We start from the raw sequence: 26,940 nt of genomic DNA on the forward strand, positions 1-26,940 counted from the left end.
ACTTACACACTTATCGGTAAAATCAACACGCCTATTGCCCAAAACTGCACGAAAAAAAACTTTATTAGGCATTAACATTTTTCCTCTATAGTTTTAGAATGTAATTTATTTATCGTTTATTATTAGCTGGTATTATAGACTATTAATCCCTGTAATGCCAGTGTCCAAACCTTAACTAATGTTAAAGCGATTGCTTATCCTTATTGTCGCCATGTGCCTGTATGAATTAGTACATTCTCAGGATAGCCTCACTAAAATAGACAGGATCGTTAATTTCCCTTCTTCATTTTTTACTAAGGTCAATAAGAAAACTTCTACACTAGAGGACCGGCTTACCAGTCAAACGGAAAAGTATTTACAAAAGCAGGCCAGGCGCGAGGAAAAGCTGAAAAGAAAACTGGCCAAGGTAGATTCCGCTGCGGCTAAAAATTGTTTTGCAGAAGATCCCACACAACGATATAATGAATTGATCCAAAAGCTAAAATCAGATTCTGTGCGGGTAACAAAGGCGCTTAACGGATCGTACCTGCCTTATTTGGATTCATTAAAAGGTAGTTTGTCGTTTTTGAACAATAATCCTCAACTGCTTTCTTCTTCAAAAATACTACCGGCCGATGTGCAAAAATCGTTAAGCAATCTGCAGCAACTGCAGGGGAAAATGCAACAGGCAGAAGACATTAAACAGTTTTTGCAACAACGAAAACAACAGATCAATAATTACCTGGCCCATAGCACGCATTTGCCTGCAAGCATAACGGGGCTTTGCAAGAACTATAGTAAAGACTGCTATTATTATGGTGAGCAGCTTAAAGAATACAAGAATATTTTGAATGACCCTGATAAGATGGTAAAAACAGCGCTCACGCTGTTGAACAAGGTGCCGGCTTTTACAGGTTTTATGCAAAAGAACTCCATGCTGGCCTCTTTATTCAATCTTCCCACAGGAACTGGAGCAGGAAATAATGCTGCCGCGTCACAAGCGGTAACAGGTTTACAGTCGCGCAGCCAGGTGGTATCTGTGCTTCAAAACCAGGTGGGTGGTACAGGACCCAATGTAAATGGCATGATCCAGCAGAATGTGCAATCGGCGCAGGGCCAGGTAAACACTTTGCGTGACAAACTAAACAGCCTGGGAGGCGGCAGCGGTGATCTGGATATGCCTAACTTCAAACCCAATAATCAAAGAACAAAAAGCTTTTTCAAACGGTTGGAGTTTGGCACGAACATCCAGTCTGTTCAATCCAGTTATTTTTTCCCAACTACTACGGATCTGGGCTTATCTGTGGGTTATAAGCTCAACGACAAAAGCACTATTGGTGTAGGCGCCAGTTATAAAATAGGTTGGGGCAAAGATTTTCGTCATATAACGATTACGCAGCAAGGCATGAGCCTGCGCTCGTTTTTAGATATAAGAGTAAAAGGCAGTTTTTATGCCAGCGGCGGATGGGAATACAATTATCAGCCGTTATCTATGGCTGATTCTTCATCAGCCACGCACAATCCGCTCAATACCAATTGGACCAAAAGCGGTTTAATTGGATTGACCAAGATCGTTTCATTGAAATCAAAAACATTTAAGAAAACCAAGTTACAGTTGCTGTGGGATTTTATGAGTTACCGGCAACGCCCGCAAACTCCGGCATTTAAATTCCGGGTGGGTTATACATTTTAATAAGTCGATTTACCAGGGTATACACAAGCAATTAGCATCAATTGAACCCAAAGTGGTTGAGTTGGAGCTGAACAGAATTGTATTGTTCCTAATCGATAAATAGCCAAAAACACAGGTATTCCATGCTGTTAGCATCCCTTGACCACAAATGGTTGAATGGAGCTAAACGGGATTGTATTGTCCCAAAATAGAAAAAATAGTCTTAAGAAAAATCACTTAAGCTCCTGATAAAATAAAAACAGTCTTATGCTACAAAGAAGGATAATCAGCGTTTGTGCGGGTTTATTGCTCTTTATTGCAAGCCATGCGCAGGTAAACCAGCAAACGGGTAGTGCCACCTTTTCCTTACCCATATTTAACTGGCAGGATAATAAAAGCCGGTTAAATACCCTGGTGGCATTAAGTTATACATCTGGTAATGGTCTAAAAGTAAATGATGTGGCCTCTAACGTGGGTCAGGGCTGGAGCCTGGTGGCGGGTGGAGTAATTACGCGCATGCAGGTAGGGGAACCAGATGATCAAAAGGCTTATGATGGTAATGGGAAGGAATCGGACATAACGAAATACCCGAACGGTTTTTTGTATGCCTATAATACCGATCAGGATCCAAGAAATGGTTGCCCATTGTCATTGACGAGGTACCCGATCTATCACTCCATGAACCAGTTGTATAAGCAGCATAACCCTGTGGCATCGGATAAACAATTAGACTACTTCTCATTCCAGTTCAATGGTAAAGCGGGGATGTTTGTGCTTGATCCTGGCCGCGGCGATGTGGGTGCATTTTTAGGTGATACAAAAATGAAGGTGAGCTTTCAGCGGGATGAAAATATGGCCGGTATACGTACTACGATCACCTCTTTTACGATCCAGGATGTAGATGGGTTAATTTACCGGTTTAAAGAGCATGGATCGATGGAGGTGCTGGAGGAAAATTATACCGGCGCCGATCTTAAAGAGAAACTTAAGCAGCCAAAATTTGATGCGGGCAACGTTTATCATCAGCGGGGATTTGAAAATGCTTCGTTTGTGAAACCCTGGGTGATCAATAGCTGGTACCTCTCAGAAATAGAGGACGCCTTTACGCATGCAAAAATTACTTTCAGCTATGATCTCAGGTCTGTAAACAATATAGCCGGTGTTGATATTGCTTATGATTCCTGGCACGACTATTCCACCGTAACACATAAGACCTCCATTACGAAAACAATGGAGATAAGGAATATCACTATGCCTGATGGCCATAATGTGACCTTTAATTATGGGGCAGACCGGGCTGATCTGTCGGGTGAAAGAGCGCTCGCATCTGTTGATATAACTTATCAGGGCCGCTATCTTTCCAAACACGTGTTAACTACCAGTTATTTTATTTTGAACCGGTATGGTACCCCGGTAACGGACTATCAGAAAAAGGTAGCACGCCTTTGTTTGTTATCGGTAAAAAAACTGGGGGTTGATCTAAAGGATGATTCCCCACCTTATAAATTTGATTATTACACAGGCTCCAATAACCCCGATGATGTAGTGCCTCCGGCCTTTTCATATGCACATGATATCTGGGGTTTTTACAACGGTACATACAGTGCGGACAATTCATCCAACTCCATGTCACCACTGGACGGGCAATTTAACCCGAATAATAACCAGTGCAAAGGCTTGTGCTTTTTACGAAATAATGTTCCGGCGCTTACGAATGCAAAAGATGGCTACGCCAAAAACGGCTTGTTGCGTCAGATCATTTATCCAACCGGCGGTACGCTTAGTTATGAGTATCAACAGAATACCGGTGTGCCCATGAATACCAGTTCAAGCATTGTGTTGGGCGGTGTGCATGTATCGCAAACAAGTTCAACGGATGGCGGTTACTCCAATGGTTGTGCTAATCCACTGGTAACTCATTATAATTATGTGTTGGAGAATTCAACACAATCGTCGATGTGGGCCGTTGAAATGCCGGTGAACCAGGAAGCCAACACGATGCACTATGAACCGGAAGAAAGAAAGTATAAATGGACCTGGCGTACTGCGCCGGCCGGCAGTTGTGTATGGACCTATCAATATCCTGGTATCCTGTCGCAAAACCAGGCTGTAGACCTTACCAGTTTTCAAAAAACAATGGATGCCATTGCGCCTGTTTTAGGTGTGATCTCTACGATTACTACCGTTGTGGATATAGTATCACTGGCTTGTGGCAGTACGGGCTTTTTATCGTGGGTGAGCGTTATAGTGGATGTAGTTGGTGGACTGATAACGCTGGGCATAAGTTGCTTTTCAAGTAATACCAAAGATGGAACCTCTATTACCTATCATAATTCTGATCTGAACGCCACCAGTCCATTGCCCACGCAATTTAAAAGAGTAGAGGTCGTCGAAGGGTCGGGGGCGAATGGGCGAACGGTACAGGTGTTTACCAGTGACGATGATTTTCCGATCTGGATCCAAACCAATCCTCATTTTGTAGCCCGGCAGCGGTTTGGGCCCTGGGCTTATGGTTTGCCGAGGTTTATCAGGGTGTATGATGCTTCGGGCAACAAATTAAAGGAAACAGAAAACATATATGATTTTGACAAGGCGCAGAATATACTCGGTCAAAGTTGTTTCCATTGTCCGCCTCCGGCCACAGGGATCTGGAGTGATCTGGTGTCGTGCAAATGTTCGGTAGAAAGGACTGCTTCGCAGCGTAATACCGATTGGGTAAAACCAGCAGAATACAATGCCAACTATGAAATGCAAAGTGTTAATGGAGAGCTTGATGTGGATTTTTACCCGATGTACTCAGGCAGAACAGAACTGGAAGAAGCCATAGAGCGGGTATACAGGAAAAATGATGCTACTCAATTTGTAGAGACGCACACCACGTATCAATATAATTTTGAAACACCCAACTACGAAGTCAAGACAATTACTGTAAGACAAAGCAATGGCGATTATGTTACTAAGAACATAGCCTACAGCGGTGATTTTACGGGCGGCGCATTCGATGTGATGAATGCCAATAATATGGTGTCTGTACCGGTGTCTGTTCAGGAATACATAAGCAAAGCTTCAGGAAGCTCGGGTTATACGAATCAACGGGTAACAGAGTTTACGCAGCTGTCTAACGGCGATATAAAGCCCCTTCGGGTACTGGAAGAAAGAGCCGATCGCCCCAGTGGCTGGACTTATTATGGCGGCCCTAATAATACAGATTATTCAAAGTTCCATGTGACCCAGTTGTTCACTTATGACGCATCAGGTAATTTGATCGGCGCTAAAGATGAGGGCAACCGGCTGGTGACTAATATTTACGATTACCAGGATAAATACACGGTAGCTTCTGTGATCAATGCCGATGCGGTGACTGATAAACCTGCGTATACCAGTTTTGAAACAAATGTGTTAGGCGGCTGGCAGTTATCGGGTGCAGCCAACTATGTAAATAATAGCGGTATTACCGGGGCAAGAGTATTTAACCTGACCGGCAGCACGCTGTCTGCAACACTGAATACAGCCAAACCCTATTTACTTTCATTCTGGGCCAATGGCAGCGGGGTAGTGGTATCAGGCGGCTCCCTTACTAAATCTGCTCCTGTTATAAATGGCTTTACCTACTATGAATATGAGATTGCTGCGGGAACAGGAACGGTATCGGTTAACGGAAGTGCCTACATCGATGAATTAAGAGTGTATCCTAAGAATGCCCGCATGCGCACGATCACCTATGATCCGTTGATCGGTAAAACATCGGAGTGCGATGAGAACAACCGGGCTACTTACTATGAATACGATGATATGGCGAGGTTACGCTTTATAAAAGATGAGAACAGGAACATCGTGAAGATGTATGAATACAACAACGTGTCCATACAAAATGGCTGTCCTGGCTCTTATACGAATCATCAGATTACTGAAATATTTACGAAATCGAATTGTGGTTCAGGTTACGTCGGCGGGGATGTGACCTATACGGTACCGGCCAATAAATATACATCTGCCATCAGCCAGGCCGATGCGGATGCCCAGGCTGAGCAGGAGATCTTAACGCAGGGACAACAACAGGCCGATAATGCAGGGGCTGCTCAATACTGCAAAATGCTCTATTACAATGATCCGCAATCCCAACCATTCTATACGCAAACTTGCGCCGATGGCTGGGAAGGTGGTCAGGTAACTTATTCAGTACCTGGCAATAAATATACTTCGCTTATCAGCAAGGACGACGCGAACCAAAAGGCATTACAGGAAATTGCCGCCAATGGCCAGGCGAATGCCAATGATCCGGCCAATGCAATATGTGTAGCAGATTCCAGGCCGGTTTGGGTATGGTCCGATACCGCAGCATCGTATTGCTTCAATGTAAACGGACAAACACCTGCACACTTAATGATGCTGGCAACTGATGTAAATCCTAACAGCAGCAGCTATGGTCAAACCAGTTGGCAGGATGGCGGAGTCAGTGACGCATGTCCCTTCCCTTATTATAATACCGATCAAAGCGGCGATTATTATTCACAGAACTGCCCTGGCGGACAAACAGCTGTCCCGTATCCTGTAAGTGAGCCAGCGGGTAACTTCGGATCTACAGTGTCTATAGAAGATGCCAATAACCAGGCAAGACAGGATGGACAACAGTGGGCGAATTGGTATGGCACCTGTCAATCGCAAATGGTTACAATTGAATGGTACAATCCCGGGTACGACGACGTGGCAATAGAGTTTGATGATGTGAATGATCAAACGCTAAAATATTATTTTGATGCTACCCATTACAGTTCCGGCTACTACAGATATATACCCTCGGGCACTTACAACATCATCTTCCAGCCCTGGGACTACGACTTAAGGCACGATTACCAGGCGGGTTGTGATGGCTGGGCGGAAGGCTGGGATACAAGGACCATATACAATTGTATAATTACCAGCGATTGTAATACGATGAATATTAACTCCTATTTTAATAATTAATGTATAAAGCAATGAATATGAACCTGCGTAACCGGATAGTGAAATTATTAGCTGCATCATGTACCCTATTATTGTTTTCGTTTTTCTTACAACCTAAGAGTATCTATACTGTTCCATTCAACGATTTAGATAATCATAAAGTGAATTTGTTTCCGTACATGGGTAAAAAAATCGTGTTTATCACCTTATCCGGAAAGGAAGCAGATTCAACCCTAAAGCAGCTATCGGCTTTTTGCATGAAATATAAGGACAGTGCCGTCATTATCGGCGTGTTATCGATAGAAGATGGTTATAATGATGCAGAGAAGAAGGTAGTTAAAGCCCGTTATAATGGAAAAATACCGGAGTTGATATTAACTGAAGGTATGTATACGAGGAACACCTCAACAGGCCAGTCGGCGCTTATGCAATGGCTTACGCATAAAGAACAAAACCTGCGGGTTGACAAAGACGTAACAGAAGCCGGATGCAAATTCTTTATAGATGAAGGCGGCATGCTGTATGGTGCACTGGGTGCGCGTTTTACCCTGACCTCTCCATTTATTCAGCGTGTGATGAGTAAGCCCAGCAGGCCGGGGACTTCTGCTCCCGAACTGGAGAAAAGACGAAAGGAAATGAAACTCAGGAAGCAGGGCAATTAAAATAATTTCAAGTTATATAATGTAAAAAAGTTTTCCGATGATATGTAGAAAACCTTTCCGGCTGGTATGTTTCATAAGCTTCATTTTGTTGAGCATTGCCAACAGTGCATTTTCTCAATTCCAGCTTTGGAACCCCAACCATGCCATAGGCACCGTTAGTGGTAATACCCATTTCGGGTATAACCAAACACCCGATCAACTGGTGGAGATCTATATAGCAGGCATCCCATCGGTTGGCCAAACATACCAGTGGTATAGCAACACCACACCCAATGATGCGGGTTTTGCTGTTATTCCTGGGGCCACGCAAAGCAGTTACACGCCCGGGCCGCTTATCCGGAACATGTGGTTCAAAAGGCAAACGACCAATATTTATGGCGCTTCCATATTCTCCAATGTTATAAAGTTGAGCGTTGTATCTGCTAATTGGGAAGACCGCAATTATATCCGGGAGCATAATGTACAGGTAACCGGAATTACTACCTGGCAGGCCGTAGATCAGTTACCCATCGGTCAGAAATTACAAAACACAAATTATGTAGATGGCTTGGGGCGTTCGGTTGAAAAAGTAAGCCGGGAAACAGCTACGCCTTCGCAGGCAGGTGGCTTATGGGGTGATTTAGTAAAGTTTTCGCAGTATGATGCATTTGGCCGTGAACTGCAAAAATATTTGCCCTATACAACCACTACGGAAAGCGGGAAATTTAAAACAACTACATTGGCCGAACAGCCACAATACTATGCCAATGTATATAACGAAACCAATTCTTTTTCAACCATCACCTTCGATAACAGTCCGTTAAACCGGGTAACAAATGTAAAGGAATCCGGTACGGTATGGGCAAATGCTCCTGGTAATAATGGAGTATATGACATGAACAGTGCAGCGGATAACGTACAGATGTTTAGTGTAGATTATATTCTGGGAAACCCTCCTGTTAATAGAGGAGCCTATGGAGCGAATACGTTGTATAAATGGACTTCTATCGACGAAAATGGCAAACAAGTCATTCAATATATCGATAAATCAGGATTATTGATCCTGAAAAAAGTGCAGATAGCCGATGCTCCTTCTACTGCTCACAGTGGCTGGCAATGTACCTATTTTATATATGACGACAAGGACCTGATCCGTTATCAACTATCGCCCGAAGCAGTAAACTATCTTGATAACCATGGCTGGTCGTTTTCAGGTGCCGATGGGCAGAAAGTATTAAATGGCTTATGTTTTCAATACTATTATGATGAGAAAGGAAGGACAACCTGGAAAAAAGCGCCTGATGCAGCCGGAATGAATATGGTATATGACGTGCGCGACAGGCTGGTATTTGTGCAGGATGGTAATCAGGCTGCCTTGTCTACACCGCAATGGATGGCTTATTTATATGATGAACTGGACCGGCCGGTGATGACGGTTTTGTACAATACAACAAAAAGCGTTACCGGCTTACAAACCGATATAACGAATACAGCTAATGTTACATCGGCTGTTAATACAACAGCGCAGGGCTATTCGATCATTACCTCAACTTATAATAATCCGATTGCTGTAACTGACCTGGGCAATGCTGCTGTTGCCTCCATTGTGAGGTACCAGTTTTTTGATGATTATTCTTTTTCAGGTGTCAAAGCCTTTAATACAGCTTTTACTAATTTGTCGGCTTATTCCACTTCCGATCCCAATGTAATGCCAATTGCTGCATCGAAACGGACGTTGGACTTATCTACCGGAAACCTGGTTAGGGTACTCGGTACAACAACTTTCCTGTCGTCTACGATTTATTACGACGAGAAGGGACACAATATCCAATCACTGCGGGACAATATAAAGTCCAGCACCGATATATTGACCTGCCAGTACCATTTCAATGGCAGGCTGCTCAGTGCCTGTTCCGATCACACGGCTTCAGGTACGGGCTTTAGCAACTTTATAACGCTCACCAAATATGATTTTGACAAACTGGGGCGGCCTACTTCTGTGCAAAAGCAATTTGGCATCAATGCATTTAAAACGGTTGCGTCGTATAATTATGACGACATCGGCCGGATAAAAACTACCCTATTTGATCCGGCTTACACCCCTATAAATGGGCGGACTGGCAGTGGTTTGGAATCGCTGGAATATAGTTTTGATATTCATAATGAAATAACAGGCATAAATAAAGATTTTGCACTTAAGAACCCGGGAAATTACAATAAGTGGGAGCATTTCTTTGGCATGTATCTGGGATATGACAATAAGGACAATGTATTCGCCAGGTCTCAATTAAACGGCCAGGTTACCGGCGTGTTATGGAATACGCAAGGCGATGATGCACAACGGAAATACGATTATACGTATGATAATGCAAACCGCCTGATCAATGACGCTTTTAACGAACAGAAACATCCTGGTGACGGCTGGAGTAATGCCAAAATGGATTTTTCGGTTACAGGGAGCAGTGGAAAAATAACATATGACCTGAATGGTAATTTGTTGAACATGTTGCAAAAGGGGGTGATGCCAGGTACGTCAGCGCCAATAACCATAGATGAGTTGAATTATACCTATGCTTCTTATAGCAATAAGCTGCAAAGTGTAACCGACCAGATGTCGACCACGAATGTGAATGGTTTATCGGGCGATTTTAAAGATGGCAGTAATGGCACAACCCCTGACTACGTATATGACAACAACGGCAATGTGGTGGTGGATCTGAATAAAAATGCAAAGGACCTTGAAAATGTAGTGGGGGCCAATGGCATCAGTTATAATTATCTGGATAAACCGGAAAATAACGTATTGCCGGAAAAGGGACCATCAGGATAGTTTACAGTGCTGATGGAGAAAAGCTGCAACGGGTATTTATCCCTGAATCCGGAGCTGCTTCTACCATTACGACTTATATCAACCAGTTTGTATACCAGGAAAGCGGTTCTGTTACCACAACCACAGTGCCACCGTTTGCTACCAGTGGAGGAACGCTATCATACATTGGTTTTGAAGAGGGCCGCATCCGGGCAATAACAGCTATCAATAGCAGCCAGGATGGCGGTCTGGATGCGATGTCCATCAACGGGAATATAACATTGCCCGATGGGCACATGGGCGTGTTTGATTATTTCATAAAGGATTACCAGCAGAATGTACGGATGGTGTTGACTGAAGAAACGCACAGCGCTTATAATACCTGTACAATGGAATCCAACAGGAACTCAGCCGAAGATCCTGTATTCGGTCAAACCGGCGGGAGCAATGAGGTAGAGACAACCCGCTATCCAAAACCCTCCGGTTGGCAAAACGCCAACCTGGGTAGTTCGGTTAGCCGGTTGGGTACTAATGCCGGTCATAACATTGGTCCCAATACTTTACAAAAAGTAATGGCCGGCGACCAGGTAAGCGCCTCCGTTCAATACTATTATGATGTAGCAGGGAGCAACAGTAACTCCAATATGGTGACGTCAGTACTAACCAGCCTGGCGCAGGCTATTACAGGTGGCGGTGCTGCTACCAGCATGGTAAAGGCCAATGCTACAGGCATTACCAACCAGTTAAATGGTACATCCGGTTTTATAAACGCTGTACAGCCTGCGGGTGGCAACGGCGCTGCGCCTCAGGCCTACTTAACCATCTTGTTTTTCGATGAACGTTTCAACTTTATAGAAGCGGCCGATGGTGGTGTAGTACAACAACAGGTGGGTGCATCGGGAAGTGACCCTGCTCCAATTGGTTTAGGAGCAGTAAAAGCGCCGAAGAATGGGTATGCGTTCGTATATGTAAGCAATCAAAATAATGAGGATGTATACTTCGATAACCTGAAGGTAGGTATTACCAGAGGAAATATAATTGAAGAGAATCATTATTATGCTTATGGATTAAGAATTGCCTCGATCAGCAGCCGTAAAGCGGGAGACGTAAATGAAGGAAAGTTAAAGAATGATTATCTTTATAACGATAAAGAGCTCTTTGATGATGCTGATTTGGATTGGTATGACTATGGATTCAGGAATTATGATCCGCAGATCGGAAGATTTGTCCAGCTTGATCCGCTTACTGACGATTATCCATTCCTAACACCCTATCAGTATGCGAGCTGCGATCCCATCACGAATATCGATATCGACGGTTTGGAAGGAGGTGTTTCAACGCTGGCAAAAATAAGCAGTACTGTAAGTGATTTCTCCTATTCTTATAATATTGTATCTGATGTTAAAGCAATATTTCCTGCAATTTCTGCTGCAGAGTCGGCCGGTACCTCGTTTAAATTATTCTCAACATTAATAAGTTCAACGGGTATTTTCACTTCGTTAGCGCATACAGCAGTTAATTTAATAGATAACAGCGGTGATCCCAAACAAGTAGGCAAAGGTGGCGGAGGCGGCGTAAAGCCCAAACCAGCTGCTCCTGCTGCAAAGCCAAAACCGGCCGCAAAGCCTGAACAGAAAGTTATACTTAGGAATTATGATGATGATGATAGCTTTTTCAGCAACATGTGGGAAAAGCAAAAGCGAGGCTGGTGGCTGGCATGGAAACGAACTAAAGAAGCTGGACAGCAAATGTGGGAAAACGCACAGAATAACTGGCGTGCACATCGGGACCCTGTCCATCAGTTTGCGGCCAATCCAATGATGTACCTTTCGCCCGTAGGGCCGGAGGGAGCAGCAATAGAAGAAGTAGCTGCCCTAAATACCATTGAAAAGGAAGTTGAAACGGGAACTAAGCTTTTGAACCAATTTAACAGTGCGGAAAGCCTGATAGAAGGTGCAGGAGAGCTAACTCCGGTAAAAGGTGCAATGCAAGGTTTTGTGAAAGGAGATGGGAACGCAATATTTAAAGCTATATCACAAGGTGGAGCAAGACAAGCCAACGGTACGGTAATAATGCAAGATGGCACAACCTTATTTAACCACTTTTCTACTACAACAGGTGTTTATACAATTGATATAAACAAGGCAGGTCAGATCTTTAAAATAAGAATTACTCCATGATAGAATACAGCAAACATATAGATGAGTACTCGAATTACCCGCATGCTTCATTTTCAAAGTTAGTTCCTTTCGAGCAGTGGGGTAATAAGCAACTTGCCGAAAAATATTTACAAAAATATTGGCTGACGGCACATGATTATTTGAGCGTTTGGAAGCCGATACAGGATAAAATTTTTATTGAAGGCAAGCGTTTGCCAGATTTAATTTATCATACTGAATTTGATATAATAGCATTAAGGGGTGGTTGTCTATTCCTGGAAGAAGATTTTATGCAACTGCAAAAAGCTATGCAGGAAGCTGGCGAAGAATACTTTGTAATTATTCAACACTCGCAAGCGTTTACTGAGGGAGAGCCAATGTTCAGGATGAAATTTCCAGTGAACATAACCTGGCAAGAGCTAACAAGTGGAAACTATATATCAGCCGTTCTTTTTGAGATGAGTTACAACGAATACCTTGTGTTTAGTGAAAGTGGAAATTGGGGCAAGTATTCTGCTAATGATTATGATCATCCTCTTGATATAATCGGCTTCAAACCTGAATTAGCTTCCATTTTTAGAGAGCAGTTTAAGCAACCGAAAGTGGAACAGGAAGAAATACGGGAGTGGTTGCCGCAGGTCTATAAAGCACTAATAAATTAATGTGCCTAACAGGCTGTATTAAAGGTATAATATTAGCGAACCTCCAGGCGAGGTTAAATTATAAGTTATGTTTAAAAAAATATTTGTACTCAAAAATTCATACCTCTTTGGCTTTTTCATCCTGGGCATTGCCTGTAATACCCCGTCGGGGCACGGCAACACACACAAAGATAAAAATCAGAGTGGGATAGCAGGAACCAAAGGCGCCGACAGCAAAGACGGCGCCCTTAGTTTACATTTGAATTTACAGCCAGGTTCAAAGTATTACTATACCATCAACAATGAATATGATATAGCATTGGAGGCCCAGGGTAAAAGCATCAACAACAAGAATAAATCCGATGTAGACCTCACGTATGCTATTCAAAAAGACAGTGCCGGTAATTATTTGTTACAAATGCATTACGAAAAAATTCACCTGTATACCAAATCGGGTGATAAAGAGTCGGAAATGGATGCCGACAATGCAGGTGCGACATTTGATCCGGTGGAAAAAATGCTGGGGTTTTTGAAAACAACAAACATTACAGCAGTTATAAGTCCGGCAGGCAAAATAATAGATATCAGCGGATATAAAGAACTGGGTGAAAAAATAATAGCATCCCTGAATACCACAGATATGCAGACGAAAAATCTGGCCTGGGATAAATGGAATAAGGTAATTGGAGATGGTCTTATCAAAAAGAATATTGACCAGGCCTTCCATTTATTTCCTGATTCGGCCATTCAGGTAGGAGATAAATGGAAAATGCAATCACAGCAAAATGGAGAAATTCCGCTGAATGAAACATCCAGCTATACACTTAAAGATATTGATGACGGGATAGCTTATATTGAATCGGAAGGTCAGATGACTAGTGATAAATCAAACGCCAGTGTAATGGGAACTTCGGTGACCAGTAACCTGAAGGGCAATCAAACAGGCGAGTACGAAGTAGATGCAAAAACCGGCATGTTATTAAAAAATAAGGTGATTGCCAAGGTAGAAGGCAGTATCCAAATGATGGGTAACGATATTCCGGTTACTATAAAAACTTCCATCAGGATGAATGGGAAAAAGATATAAGCATTCAGAAAGCTTCTGTAATGCCAATATCCAAACCTTAACTTATGATGTCCGAACGAATGCTTATTCTGTTTACGGCCCTGAGCTTGTATGAATTTGTACAGGCACAGGACAACATCGCTATCATAGGCAGAGTCGCCGATTCCTCTTCTACTAAGTGTCATTATTATGAGGAGCAACTAAAAGAATAGAATTCCGGGTGGGTTATACATTTTAATAAGTCGATTTACCAGGGTATACACAAAAGCAATTGGCATCAATTGAACCCAAAGTGGTTGAGTTGGAGCTGAACAGAATTGTATTGTTCCTAATCGATAAATAGCCCAAAAAACAGGTATTTAATACTGTTAGCATCCCTTGACCACAAATGGTTGAAGGGGGCTAAACGGGATTGTATTGTCCCAAAATAGAAAAAATAGTCTTAAGAAAAATAACCTAAGGTCCTGGAAAATAAAAACAGTCTTATGCTACAAAGAAGGATAATCAGCGTTTGTACGGGTTTATTGCTCTTTATTGCCAGCCATGCGCAGGTAAACCAGCAAACGGGTAGTGCCACCTTTTCCTTACCCATATTTAACTGGCAGGATAATAAAAGCCGGTTAAATACCCTGGTGGCATTAAGTTATACATCTGGTAATGGTCTAAAAGTAAATGATGTGGCCTCTAACGTGGGTCAGGGCTGGAGCCTGGTGGCGGGTGGAGTAATTACGCGCATGCAGGTAGGGGAACCAGATGATCAAAAGGCTTATGATGGTAATGGGAAGGAGTCGGACATAACGAAATACCCGAACGGTTTTTTGTATGCCTATAATACCGATCAGGATCCAAGAAATGGTTGCCCATTGTCATTGACGAGGTACCCGATCTATCACTCCATGAACCAGTTGTATAAGCAGCATAACCCTGTGGCATCGGATAAACAATTAGACTACTTCTCATTCCAGTTCAATGGTAAAGCGGGGATGTTTGTGCTTGATCCTGGCCGCGGCGATGTGGGTGCATTTTTAGGTGATACAAAAATGAAGGTGAGCTTTCAGCGGGATGAAAATATGGCCGGTATACGTACTACGATCACCTCTTTTACGATCCAGGATGTAGATGGGTTAATTTACCGGTTTAAAGAGCATGGATCGATGGAGGTGCTGGAGGAAAATTATACCGGCGCCGATCTTAAAGAGAAACTTAAGCAGCCAAAATTTGATGCGGGCAACGTTTATCATCAGCGGGGATTTGAAAATGCTTCGTTTGTGAAACCCTGGGTGATCAATAGCTGGTACCTCTCAGAAATAGAGGACGCCTTTACGCATGCAAAAATTACTTTCAGCTATGATCTCAGGTCTGTAAACAATATAGCCGGTGTTGATATTGCTTATGATTCCTGGCACGACTATTCCACCGTAACACATAAGACCTCCATTACGAAAACAATGGAGATAAGGAATATCACTATGCCTGATGGCCATAATGTGACCTTTAATTATGGGGCAGACCGGGCTGATCTGTCGGGTGAAAGAGCGCTCGCATCTGTTGATATAACTTATCAGGGCCGCTATCTTTCCAAACACGTGTTAACTACCAGTTATTTTATTTTGAACCGGTATGGTACCCCGGTAACGGACTATCAGAAAAAGGTAGCACGCCTTTGTTTGTTATCGGTAAAAAACTGGGGGTTGATCTAAAGGATGATTCCCCACCTTATAAATTTGATTATTACACAGGCTCCAATAACCCCGATGATGTAGTGCCTCCGGCCTTTTCATATGCACATGATATCTGGGGTTTTTACAACGGTACATACAGTGCGGACAATTCATCCAACTCCATGTCACCACTGGACGGGCAATTTAACCCGAATAATAACCAGTGCAAAGGCTTGTGCTTTTTTACGAAATAATGTTCCGGCGCTTACGAATGCAAAAGATGGCTACGCCAAAAACGGCTTGTTGCGTCAGATCATTTATCCAACCGGCGGTACGCTTAGTTATGAGTATCAACAGAATACCGGTGTGCCCATGAATACCAGTTCAAGCATTGTGTTGGGCGGTGTGCATGTATCGCAAACAAGTTCAACGGATGGCGGTTACTCCAATGGTTGTGCTAATCCACTGGTAACTCATTATAATTATGTGTTGGAGAATTCAACACAATCGTCGATGTGGGCCGTTGAAATGCCGGTGAACCAGGAAGCCAACACGATGCACTATGAACCGGAAGAAAGAAAGTATAAATGGACCTGGCGTACTGCGCCGGCCGGCAGTTGTGTATGGACCTATCAATATCCTGGTATCCTGTCGCAAAACCAGGCTGTAGACCTTACCAGTTTTCAAAAAACAATGGATGCCATTGCGCCTGTTTTAGGTGTGATCTCTACGATTACTACCGTTGTGGATATAGTATCACTGGCTTGTGGCAGTACGGGCTTTTTATCGTGGGTGAGCGTTATAGTGGATGTAGTTGGTGGACTGATAACGCTGGGCATAAGTTGCTTTTCAAGTAATACCAAAGATGGAACCTCTATTACCTATCATAATTCTGATCTGAACGCCACCAGTCCATTGCCCACGCAATTTAAAAGAGTAGAGGTCGTCGAAGGGTCGGGGGCGAATGGGCGAACGGTACAGGTGTTTACCAGTGACGATGATTTTCCGATCTGGATCCAAACCAATCCTCATTTTGTAGCCCGGCAGCGGTTTGGGCCCTGGGCTTATGGTTTGCCGAGGTTTATCAGGGTGTATGATGCTTCGGGCAACAAATTAAAGGAAACAGAAAACATATATGATTTTGACAAGGCGCAGAATATACTCGGTCAAAGTTGTTTCCATTGTCCGCCTCCGGCCACAGGGATCTGGAGTGATCTGGTGTCGTGCAAATGTTCGGTAGAAAGGACTGCTTCGCAGCGTAATACCGATTGGGTAAAACCAGCAGAATACAATGCCAACTATGAAATGCAAAGTGTTAATGGAGAGCTTGATGTGGATTTTTACCCGATGTACTCAGGCAGAACAGAACTGGAAGAAGCCATAGAGCGGGTATACAGGAAAAATGATGCTACTCAATTTGTAGAGACGCACACCACGTATCAATATAATTTTGAAACACCCAACTACGAAGTCAAGACAATTACTGTAAGACAAAGCAATGGCGATTATGTTACTAAGAACATAGCCTACAGCGGTGATTTTACGGGCGGCGCATTCGATGTGATGAATGCCAATAATATGGTGTCTGTACCGGTGTCTGTTCAGGAATACATAAGCAAAGCTTCAGGAAGCTCGGGTTATACGAATCAACGGGTAACAGAGTTTACGCAGCTGTCTAACGGCGATATAAAGCCCCTTCGGGTACTGGAAGAAAGAGCCGATCGCCCCAGTGGCTGGACTTATTATGGCGGCCCTAATAATACAGATTATTCAAAGTTCCATGTGACCCAGTTGTTCACTTATGACGCATCAGGTAATTTGATCGGCGCTAAAGATGAGGGCAACCGGCTGGTGACTAATATTTACGATTACCAGGATAAATACACGGTAGCTTCTGTGATCAATGCCGATGCGGTGACTGATAAACCTGCGTATACCAGTTTTGAAACAAATGTGTTAGGCGGCTGGCAGTTATCGGGTGCAGCCAACTATGTAAATAATAGCGGTATTACCGGGGCAAGAGTATTTAACCTGACCGGCAGCACGCTGTCTGCAACACTGAATACAGCCAAACCCTATTTACTTTCATTCTGGGCCAATGGCAGCGGGGTAGTGGTATCAGGCGGCTCCCTTACTAAATCTGCTCCTGTTATAAATGGCTTTACCTACTATGAATATGAGATTGCTGCGGGAACAGGAACGGTATCGGTTAACGGAAGTGCCTACATCGATGAATTAAGAGTGTATCCTAAGAATGCCCGCATGCGCACGATCACCTATGATCCGTTGATCGGTAAAACATCGGAGTGCGATGAGAACAACCGGGCTACTTACTATGAATACGATGATATGGCGAGGTTACGCTTTATAAAAGATGAGAACAGGAACATCGTGAAGATGTATGAATACAACAACGTGTCCATACAAAATGGCTGTCCTGGCTCTTATACGAATCATCAGATTACTGAAATATTTACGAAATCGAATTGTGGTTCAGGTTACGTCGGCGGGGATGTGCCTTATACGGTACCAGCCAATAAATATACATCTGCCATCAGCCAGGCCGATGCGGATGCCCAGGCTGAGCAGGAGATCTTAACGCAGGGACAACAACAGGCAGATAACGCCGGATCACAATACTGTCATATGCTTTATTACAATGATCCGCAATCCCAACCATTCTATACGCAAACTTGCGCCGATGGCTGGGAGGGTGGTCAGGTAACTTATTCAGTACCTGGCAATAAATATACTTCGCTTACTAGCAAGGACGACGCGAACCAAAAGGCATTACAGGAAATTGCCGCCAATGGCCAGGCGAATGCCAATGATCCGGCCAATGCAATATGTGTAGCGGATTCAAGACCCATTTGGGATTGGACGGATGGTGCAGCAACGTATTGTACTAATATAAACGGACAAACACCTGCGCATATCATGGTGTTGGCAACAGATGTAAATCCAAACAGCAGCAGCTATGGCCAAACCAGTTGGCAGGATGGCGGAGTCAGTGACGCATGTCCTTTTTCCTCGTATAGCACAGATCAGAGTGGTTATTATAATAAACAAACTTGTCCGGCCGGACCTGGATATGGGGATGCTGTTTATATACAAGTTGGTCCAGGTTCGTTCGGCTCGAACGTGTCAATAGCGGATGCCAATAACCAGGCGCGTCAGTGGGCACAGGAGCAGGCTAATAATACGGACGGTTATTGCCAGACTCCGATGATTGGTCTTGAATATAACAGCGTTGCCCCCGACTGGATACGCATTGAACTACAAAGTACCACAGATAATAATGGCTACTATTATTTCGAAATTCCGTCGGGATACCCAAATTACGCCTCGGGTTCATGGTCAATCCCGGCTGGCACTTATGATGTAACATTCACACCATACAATTTGTATTCCTGGTATTACCATGATTATGTTACCTGCGGCGACGAAAACTATAAATGGAATATGTATGAGCCATGGACTTTCCATAATGTACTTTTTAATGAAGATTGTCATTATGTAAGTGTTGGGACTAATTATTATTGATATCATTTGTTTCAGGCAAAGAAATTATTTATGAAAAATGTATTTAAAAAGGTAATTCCTTTAATTATTGGCTCAGTTGGGTTGTTCCTGGTTTCTTTTATTCTTCCCCCTAAAGGGATCTACAGCATTAAACCGAAAAATATAAACGGAGGTGTAATTGAGCTGGCAAAGTATTACAGTAAGAAAATGGTATTTGTCGTTTTGTCGGGCAACGAAACCGAGGCAACCGTGAATGATTTAGCTTCTTTTTGTCTGAAATATAAGGATAGTTGCCAGGTAATAGGCATGTTGTCGATTGAAGATGGCTTTACCGAATCTGGTAAAGGGGCTGTGAAAAACCGATTTAAAAGCAAATGCCCTGATCTGTTGCTGACCGAAGGGATGTATACCCGAAAAACAGCTGCCGGTCAATCGGAATTAATGCAATGGTTTACGCACAAAGAGCAGAACCGGCATACTGGCTTTGATATTACAGGCGCCGGTTGGAAGTTTTTTGTGGACGAAACAGGAGATCTGTATGCCACCATGGGGCCTCAATCGTCTCTTTCAGCGCCGGTGCTACAGCGTATTATGAGCAGGCCTGCCCGTAAAACAGTACAGGCGCCATTTATGCAGAAAAGACCGGATTATAAAAAAGACTAATTCGATCCATTAGTTATTATCCTAAAAAAGTATTCTGATGATACGTAACAAATTTCTGTTGCTGGTATGTTTCATTAACCTCACTTTTTTGAGCATTACCAATAGTGCGTTTTCTCAATTTCAACTATGGAACCCCAACCATGCCATAGGCACTGTGAGTGGTAACACCCATTTCGGGTATAACCAAACACCCGATCAGCTGGTGGAGATCTATATAGCAGGCATTCCATCGGTGGGGCAAACGTACCAGTGGTATAGCAGCACTACACCTAATGATGCAGGTTTTACAATAATATCAGGAGCCGCACAAAGCAGTTACACGCCGGGACCGCTTACACAAAATATGTGGTTCAAAAGACAAACGACCAATATTTTTGGCGCTTCCATATTCTCCAATGTGATAAAGCTAAGCGTTGTTTCTGCGAATTGGGAAGACCGCAATTATATCCGTGAGCATGATGTACAGGTTACTGGTATTACTACCTGGCAGGCGGTAGATCAGTTACCTGTTGGCCAGAAATTACAAACCACCACTTATGTAGATGGTTTGGGCCGTTCAGTCGAAAAGGTAAGCCGGGAAACCGCTACACCGGCTACGGCAGGTGGGCTTTGGGGCGATGTGGTGCAATTTTCACAATACGACCAGTTTGGCCGGCAACCTCAACAATACCTGCCTTATACCACTACCACTGAAATTGGAAAGTATAAAACAGCTCCGCTTACTGAACAACCACAGTATTATACAAACATCTATAACGAAACGAGTGCATATTCTTCTCTCTCGTTCGATAATAGCCCATTAAACCGGGTGGAGGGAGTGAAAGCACCTGGTACTACCTGGACAAGTGCTATCGGAGAAGCTGGTGGATATGATATGAACAGTGCTAATGATAATGTGCAAATGTTTGCAGTAGACTATATCAAGGGCAATCCTCCCGTTAACATAGGTGTGTATGCTCCTAACTCCTTATATAAAGTAACAACTATTGATGAAAATGGAAAATCGGTTATAACATATACAGATAAATCAGGAAAACTGATCCTGAAAAAAATACAGATCGACGATGTGCCATCTGCCGGGCATGCTGGCTGGATATGCACCTATAACATATATGACGATTTAGACTTAATGAGATACCAGTTACAACCGGAAGCGGTAAAGTATCTGGATAGTCACGGGTGGTCTTTTGCCGGAACCGACGGAATAAAGGTGTTGAATGAATGGTGTTTTCAGTATAATTATGATGATAAAGGAAGAGTGATTTGGAAAAAATCACCTGGTGTGGCGCCAGTAAACTTGCTGTATGATATTCGTGACCGGGTTGTATTTACACAGGATGGCAATCAGTCAGCCTTATCTACTCCGCAATGGACGGCCTATATGTACGACGAACTGGACCGGCCTGTAGCTACTGCGTTATTTAATACAGCCAGAACTGTTGCTCAATTACAAGCTGATATCAATAATGCAGCAAATGCTTCAACGACTGTCACTACTGCAGCACAGGGATACTCAGTAAATACTCCGACCTATAATAATCCCATTTCGAATAGCGATCTCAATAATGCTGCCGTTACAACTATTGAACAATACCAGTTTTACGATGAATACTCATTTGCAGCAGCTAAGCCATTCAACACAGGGTTCACGAATTCATCAGCATACAGTACCGGTGACCCAAATGTATTACCCATTATTACCTCAAAACGGACGCTTGGTTTGCCAACTGGAAAAATGACGCGGGTAATTGGATCCGGTACCTTTTTGTCGGCCACTAATTATTACGATGAAAAAGGAGTGCTCATACAAACGCTGGAAGATAATATTAAAACAGGTACGGATGTAACCACAATGCAATACAGCTTTGATGATCGTATTTTGAGTATCTGTTCGGATCACACAACAGCCGGTACAGGCTTTAGCAATTTTGTTACCCTCACGAAATACAATTCAGATAAACTAGGCCGGCTTACTTCCATTCAAAAGCAATTTGGTGCCAATGCTTCAAAAACGGTTGCTACATATGATTATGACGACGTTGGTAGGCTAAAAGCCAGACGCTTTGACCCTGATTACGTTCCGGTAAATGGTCGAAAAGGCGGTGGGCTGGAATCGCTGGAGTATAGCTTTAATATTCATAACCAGTTAACAGGCATTAATAAAGACTTTGCACTTAAGAACCCGGGAAATTATAATAAGTGGGAGCATTTCTTTGGCATGTATCTGGGATATGACAATAAGGACAATGTATTCGCCAGGTCGCAATTAAACGGCCAGGTTACCGGCGTGTTATGGAATACGCAGGGAGATGATGCACAACGGAAATACGATTATACGTATGATAATGCAAACCGCCTGATCAATGCCGCTTTTAACGAACAGAAACATCCTGGTGACGGCTGGAGCAATGCCAAAATGGATTTTTCGGTTACAGGGAGCAGTGGAAAAATAACATATGACCTGAATGGTAACTTATTGAACATGTTACAAAAGGGGGTGATGCCCGGTACGGCAGCGCCAATAACCATAGATGAGTTGAATTATACCTATGCTTCTTATAGCAATAAGCTGCAAAGTGTAACCGACCAGATGTCGACCACGAATGTGAATGGTTTATCGGGCGATTTTAAAGATGGCAGTAATGGCACAACCCCTGACTACGTATATGACAACAACGGCAATGTGGTGGTGGATCTGAATAAAAATGCAAAGGACCTTGAAAATGTAGTGGGGGCCAATGGCATCAGTTATAATTACCTGGATAAACCGGAAAAAATACGTATTGCCGGAAAAGGGACCATCAGGATAGTTTACAGTGCTGATGGAGAAAAGCTGCAGCGGGTATTTATCCCTGAATCCGGAGCTGCTTCTACCATTACCACTTATATCAACCAGTTTGTATACCAGGAAAGCGGTTCTGTTACCACAACCACCGTGCCACCGTTTGCTACCAGTGGAGGAACGCTGTCGTACATTGGTTTTGAAGAGGGCCGCATCCGGGCAATAACAGCTATCAATAGCAGCCAGGATGGTGGTCTGGATGCAATGGCAATCAACGGGAATATAACATTGCCCGATGGGCACATGGGCGTGTTTGATTATTTCATAAAGGATTACCAGCAGAATGTACGGATGGTGTTGACTGAAGAAGCGCACAGCGCTTATAATACCTGTACAATGGAATCAAACAGGAACCTCGCCGAGGATCCTGTATTCGGTCAAACCGGCGGGAGCAATGAGGTAGAGACAACCCGCTATCCAAAACCCTCCGGTTGGCAAAGTACCAACCTGGGTAGTTCGGTTAGCCGGTTGGGTACCAATGCCGGTCATAACATTGGTCCCAATACTTTACAAAAAGTAATGGCCGGCGACCAGGTAAGCGCCTCCGTTCAATACTATTATGATGTAGCAGGGAGCAACAGTAACTCCAATATGGTGACGTCAGTACTAACCAGCCTGGCGCAGGCTATTACAGGCGGCGGTGCTGCTACCAGCATGGTAAAGGCCAATGCTACAGGCATTACCAACCAGTTAAATGGTACATCCGGTTTTATAAACGCTGTACAGCCTGCGGGTGGCAACGGCGCTGCGCCTCAGGCCTACTTAACCATCTTGTTTTTCGATGAACGTTTCAACTTTATAGAAGCGGCCGATGGTGGTGTAGTACAACAACAGGTGGGCGCATCGGGAAGTGACCCCGCTCCAATTGGTTTAGGAGCCGTGAAGGCGCCGAAAAACGGGTATGCGTTCGTATATGTAAGCAATCAAAATAATGAGAATGTATACTTCGATAACCTGAAAGTGGGCATTACCAGAGGAAATATAATTGAAGAGAATCATTATTATGCTTATGGATTAAGAATTGCCTCGATCAGCAGCCGTAAAGCGGGAGACGTAAATGAAGGAAAGTTAAAGAATGATTATCTTTATAACGATAAAGAGCTCTTTGATGATGCCGATTTGGATTGGTATGACTATGGATTCAGGAATTATGATCCGCAGATCGGAAGATTTGTAGAAGTAGATCCCTTAATGGATAACTATGGATATTTAACGCCATATTTATACGCCGGAGACGATCCGATAAACAAAATAGATGTAGATGGTTTGTTTGGTGGAATTGCTACTACAGCTGAAGCAGCAAAAGAATTGACATCGGTTGTTGTGGTAGGTCATAAAGCCGCAGCTACAGCAGTTAATTTAACTACCCTGGCCATAAATATTACAAGTATATCAATTCAAGGCGCCGTAGTTGCAGCAAATATTATTAACAGCAGCTTTGGAACAGTTCCCGGCGGCGGCCCTGCTTATAAAAAAGGGGTGAGCGATGCATTGAAGAATGCTAATACCTTTGGATTTACTGACTTCTGGGCTAAAGTAAGAGGAGATGACCCTATAAATCAATTTGACGATATAAATGACAAAATCGATTACTTAAAGGGAAGGTTAGAAGGAGATGCGTTGGCGCTGCTTCAGGGCGCAGCTGAATTTGAAGGAGGTGCCGGAGCTGCAGCCGGAGGACTGGGAACGGGCCCATTTGCCCTGATTTTTTCAGGCGGAGGGCTGTTAGTTGCCGGCCATGGTGCATCTGTAGGTACGGTTGCATCTGCAGATGGAGCATGGGCTACAGCAGAATTAATAAGATTGCAAAATGTTCTTAAAGCCACGGCTAAAAATTCTTCTTCTGGTAGCAATTCAAAAAGAAATGATAATCCTAGTAAAAAACCTAACCAGCAAAATCCCAACAAGAAAACTAAAAAGCTTTGGAAGTTAACTGATGAAAATTCCTCTGCTGTTATGAAGAACAGTACATGGGGTACATTTTATAAGAGCAGGACCGATGGCTTATGGTGGTCGGTAGATAGAACAGGCCACGGCCCAAGTAGATTTAAAGTATTTGAAGAAAATGCCGAAGGGCTCAAATGGATTAAGGATGCAGATCAGTACGGTAATTTTATTCTAAAAAAACACAAAGGTCCAACAGGGGATTTTATTCCCTGGTCCAAATTCAATATAATTCGCAGATAATGAAAATTCTTGAAAAAGTAAATGAGACTGGTTTTCCTTTTAATTGGGCAAATATGGATTATTATCCCGAAAGTACTGCCGAAAGAAAGGAAATCTATTTAGTAAATGATGATGATGATTCAGTGGCTGGATTAATATTTTTATTTTATTCCTTGTTTGGCGACTTGAAAAATGATTTAAAAATTTATAGTAAATCATGGTGGGATTTTTGCCTTGATACATGGAACCCGGAGAGTGATAAAGCCGACTATCAACTAAAAAATAAGTCTGAAGAATCTCAGAATTATCTAAAGATGTTGGAAGATTCCGGGATAGAAGTAGGCTATTCGGGATGCTGTAGGTGTGAAAATTGGGACAAATACCTGCCAATTGTTTTAAAATGTATTGTTAGCAACATTGCTCCTTACAGTCCATTATTTTTTGATAAAGAAAATGAATTCTTTTTTTATTTTCATTCCAGTGGGAGCATTGGAATGTATTATAAAGAGGAGAACGAGACAATTAAAAAGATACTATTAAAAGGATGGCAAGAATATGAGGTTATTTCGGATTTTTAAATTTTGTTCGCTGTTCAACATGTTTTCCTTTAAGATTTGAATTAAATAGCGCGGGTTTTGTTTCGTAGAACCCGCGCTTTTTCATTTGCTAATTTTCACATTTTCAAATTTGTTAATTATTTCTTCAACTGCTCCAGGATCCAAACCGCATGCGCATTTTTCGCATCCAGCTGCACGGCCTTTTCATAATTCTCGATCGCTTCTTTCTTCTTACCACTGCGTTTATAGGCTTCACCCAGCGCTTCAAAAGCTGTTGACGAGTTAGGATATTCCTGCGTATTCAATTCAAGTATTTTAATAGCTGCGGGCATTTTCTTCAACTGACGCAGATCGCTCGCTACATAGTTCAGCTGGCTTTCATCAAACACCAACCCGGGGCTTCTGTTTGCCTTCATGGTCTTATATTCTTCAATGGCCTTGTCAACGTTTTTGTTTTTTACTGTTTCCAGCACAAAATCGTGGAGGGCCCAGGTATAACGATATGGTTTAACAGCTATGGAAGGAACTAAAATATGATATGCAATATCATTGATCTGGTTCATGGAATTGGCCAGAATCACCACGCCGGTTTTTTTAGTGCGGTTCAGCAGGATAATTGATTTGTAGCCACCTGTAGTGCCATCTTTCCATAAGTATTCGTCGCCGTCGTTGGCTTTTTCAAGCGTCCAGCCCAGGGTTACATCCCCTTCGCCTTTCCCTTTTGAAATGCGTGGAATATGCGCTAATTGCATGGCTGGGTACAGGTCGGTTTTAACCAGTCCCAGGTTGGCGGCGGCAAACGTAAGCAGGTCATTTACATCAGATCGGATGGCGCCGGTGCCCGCAATAGCCGGCATATCCCAGTTTTTAACCGGTGCGCCATATTCGGAGTGGCCGGGCGCCAGGGTTTTTAATTGCGCCGGAGTTAAGGTAATGGTGGTATTCGTCATGCCCAGTGGAGCACAGATCCTTTCTTTTACCAGGGTTTCAAACGGCTTACCACCTACAATAGACAAAATATTTCCCAGCAGTCCATAACCGGCGTTGGAGTACTGAAACCAGGTACCGGGCGCATAATCAAAATTGCTGCGGCTTACGTAATCGTATAACTGCTCGGTAGTATAATCGGCAAATGGGTTATCAGGGTCTTTGCCATCGTAGTTATCGGGAAAGCGGGGCCAGCCAACGGAGTGGGAGGCCAGGTGTTGCAGGGTGATGGGTTTTCCTTTTATTACCGGAACAGTCACACTGGCGGGCAGATATTTTGAAATGGGATCATCGAGGTTTACCTGTTTTTTTATCACCATATCGGCCAGCAGCAGAGAGGTAAATACCTTGGTAACACTGCCAATTTCAAACAGGGTATTGCCATCGGGTTTGCTTTCTTTTTTGTCTTCAAATGAGCCCGCACCAACCACCTGGCGTTTGCCGGTAGCGTCAATAGTGCCCACTACAATACCGGGACATCTTTTTAGCTGAACTTCCTTGTTGATAATGGTATAAATGTCGTCGGCAGATAGTTGCCCGAAACTGAGGCAGCAGCCAAGCGTTAGAAAGAGGCTGGTAAGCAGGTAAACTTTCATGGTTTAAATAGGATTAAAAGATATATGGATAATCG

General features: G+C 43.3%; 14 protein-coding genes. 13 read left to right on the forward strand and 1 reads right to left on the reverse strand.

Going from position 1 to position 26,940, the window contains the following annotated elements; genetic code table 11:
• Positions 1 to 178: 178 nt before the first annotated feature.
• The 13 genes from NIAKO_RS35375 (at position 179) to NIAKO_RS35435 (ending at position 25,343) form a co-directional block, all read left to right on the forward strand.
• Positions 179 to 1,672 (forward strand): hypothetical protein, encoded by a 1,494-nt coding sequence (locus tag NIAKO_RS35375; RefSeq protein ID WP_014223316.1) that lies wholly within the window; start codon positions 179 to 181, stop codon positions 1,670 to 1,672.
• 246 nt (positions 1,673 to 1,918) lie between these two features.
• Complete coding sequence (locus NIAKO_RS35380) at positions 1,919 to 6,616, forward strand: DUF5977 domain-containing protein (RefSeq protein ID WP_014223317.1); 4,698 nt, start codon at positions 1,919 to 1,921, stop codon at positions 6,614 to 6,616.
• A gap of 158 nt (positions 6,617 to 6,774) precedes the next feature.
• A complete protein-coding gene (locus NIAKO_RS35385; RefSeq protein WP_133055377.1) occupies positions 6,775 to 7,257 on the forward strand; it encodes a hypothetical protein in 483 nt (160 codons plus the stop codon).
• A 37-nt stretch (positions 7,258 to 7,294) separates the two neighbouring features.
• On the forward strand, positions 7,295 to 10,066 hold the full coding sequence (locus NIAKO_RS35390) for a DUF6443 domain-containing protein (protein ID WP_014223319.1): 2,772 nt from the start codon (positions 7,295 to 7,297) through the stop codon (positions 10,064 to 10,066).
• A gap of 125 nt (positions 10,067 to 10,191) precedes the next feature.
• The gene (locus NIAKO_RS35395) at positions 10,192 to 12,225 is read left to right on the forward strand and encodes an RHS repeat-associated core domain-containing protein (RefSeq protein WP_014223320.1); all 2,034 of its coding nucleotides are present in this window, start codon (positions 10,192 to 10,194) and stop codon (positions 12,223 to 12,225) included.
• Complete coding sequence (locus NIAKO_RS35400) at positions 12,222 to 12,866, forward strand: hypothetical protein (protein WP_014223321.1); 645 nt, start codon at positions 12,222 to 12,224, stop codon at positions 12,864 to 12,866. The genes NIAKO_RS35395 and NIAKO_RS35400 overlap by 4 nt, the downstream gene beginning before the upstream one ends.
• A 67-nt stretch (positions 12,867 to 12,933) precedes the next feature.
• Entirely contained in the window at positions 12,934 to 13,932 is a 999-nt protein-coding gene (locus tag NIAKO_RS35405) for a DUF6263 family protein (RefSeq protein WP_014223322.1), read from the forward strand.
• 44 nt (positions 13,933 to 13,976) lie between these two features.
• Positions 13,977 to 14,123: a hypothetical protein gene (locus tag NIAKO_RS38900; RefSeq protein ID WP_155966954.1), complete on the forward strand. Its 147-nt coding sequence runs from the start codon at positions 13,977 to 13,979 to the stop codon at positions 14,121 to 14,123.
• A gap of 273 nt (positions 14,124 to 14,396) precedes the next feature.
• On the forward strand, positions 14,397 to 15,611 hold the full coding sequence (locus NIAKO_RS35410) for a hypothetical protein (protein ID WP_014223324.1): 1,215 nt from the start codon (positions 14,397 to 14,399) through the stop codon (positions 15,609 to 15,611).
• Positions 15,612 to 15,731: 120 nt separating this feature from the next.
• Complete coding sequence (locus tag NIAKO_RS35420) at positions 15,732 to 19,115, forward strand: DUF5977 domain-containing protein (RefSeq protein WP_155966956.1); 3,384 nt, start codon at positions 15,732 to 15,734, stop codon at positions 19,113 to 19,115.
• Between the two features lie 30 nt (positions 19,116 to 19,145).
• On the forward strand, positions 19,146 to 19,757 hold the full coding sequence (locus tag NIAKO_RS35425) for a hypothetical protein (RefSeq protein WP_014223326.1): 612 nt from the start codon (positions 19,146 to 19,148) through the stop codon (positions 19,755 to 19,757).
• A gap of 37 nt (positions 19,758 to 19,794) precedes the next feature.
• The gene (locus tag NIAKO_RS35430) at positions 19,795 to 24,786 is read left to right on the forward strand and encodes a DUF6443 domain-containing protein (RefSeq protein ID WP_014223327.1); all 4,992 of its coding nucleotides are present in this window, start codon (positions 19,795 to 19,797) and stop codon (positions 24,784 to 24,786) included.
• Positions 24,786 to 25,343: a hypothetical protein gene (locus NIAKO_RS35435; protein WP_014223328.1), complete on the forward strand. Its 558-nt coding sequence runs from the start codon at positions 24,786 to 24,788 to the stop codon at positions 25,341 to 25,343. Before NIAKO_RS35430 ends, NIAKO_RS35435 begins: the two co-directional genes overlap by 1 nt.
• Positions 25,344 to 25,459: 116 nt before the next feature.
• On the opposite strand, the gene NIAKO_RS35440 is transcribed toward NIAKO_RS35435, so the two are convergent.
• Entirely contained in the window at positions 25,460 to 26,905 is a 1,446-nt protein-coding gene (locus NIAKO_RS35440; protein WP_014223329.1) for a serine hydrolase domain-containing protein, read from the reverse strand.
• Positions 26,906 to 26,940: the final 35 nt, after the last annotated feature.

The sequence above is a fragment of the Niastella koreensis GR20-10 genome, from assembly GCF_000246855.1.
Lineage (GTDB): Bacteria > Bacteroidota > Bacteroidia > Chitinophagales > Chitinophagaceae > Niastella > Niastella koreensis.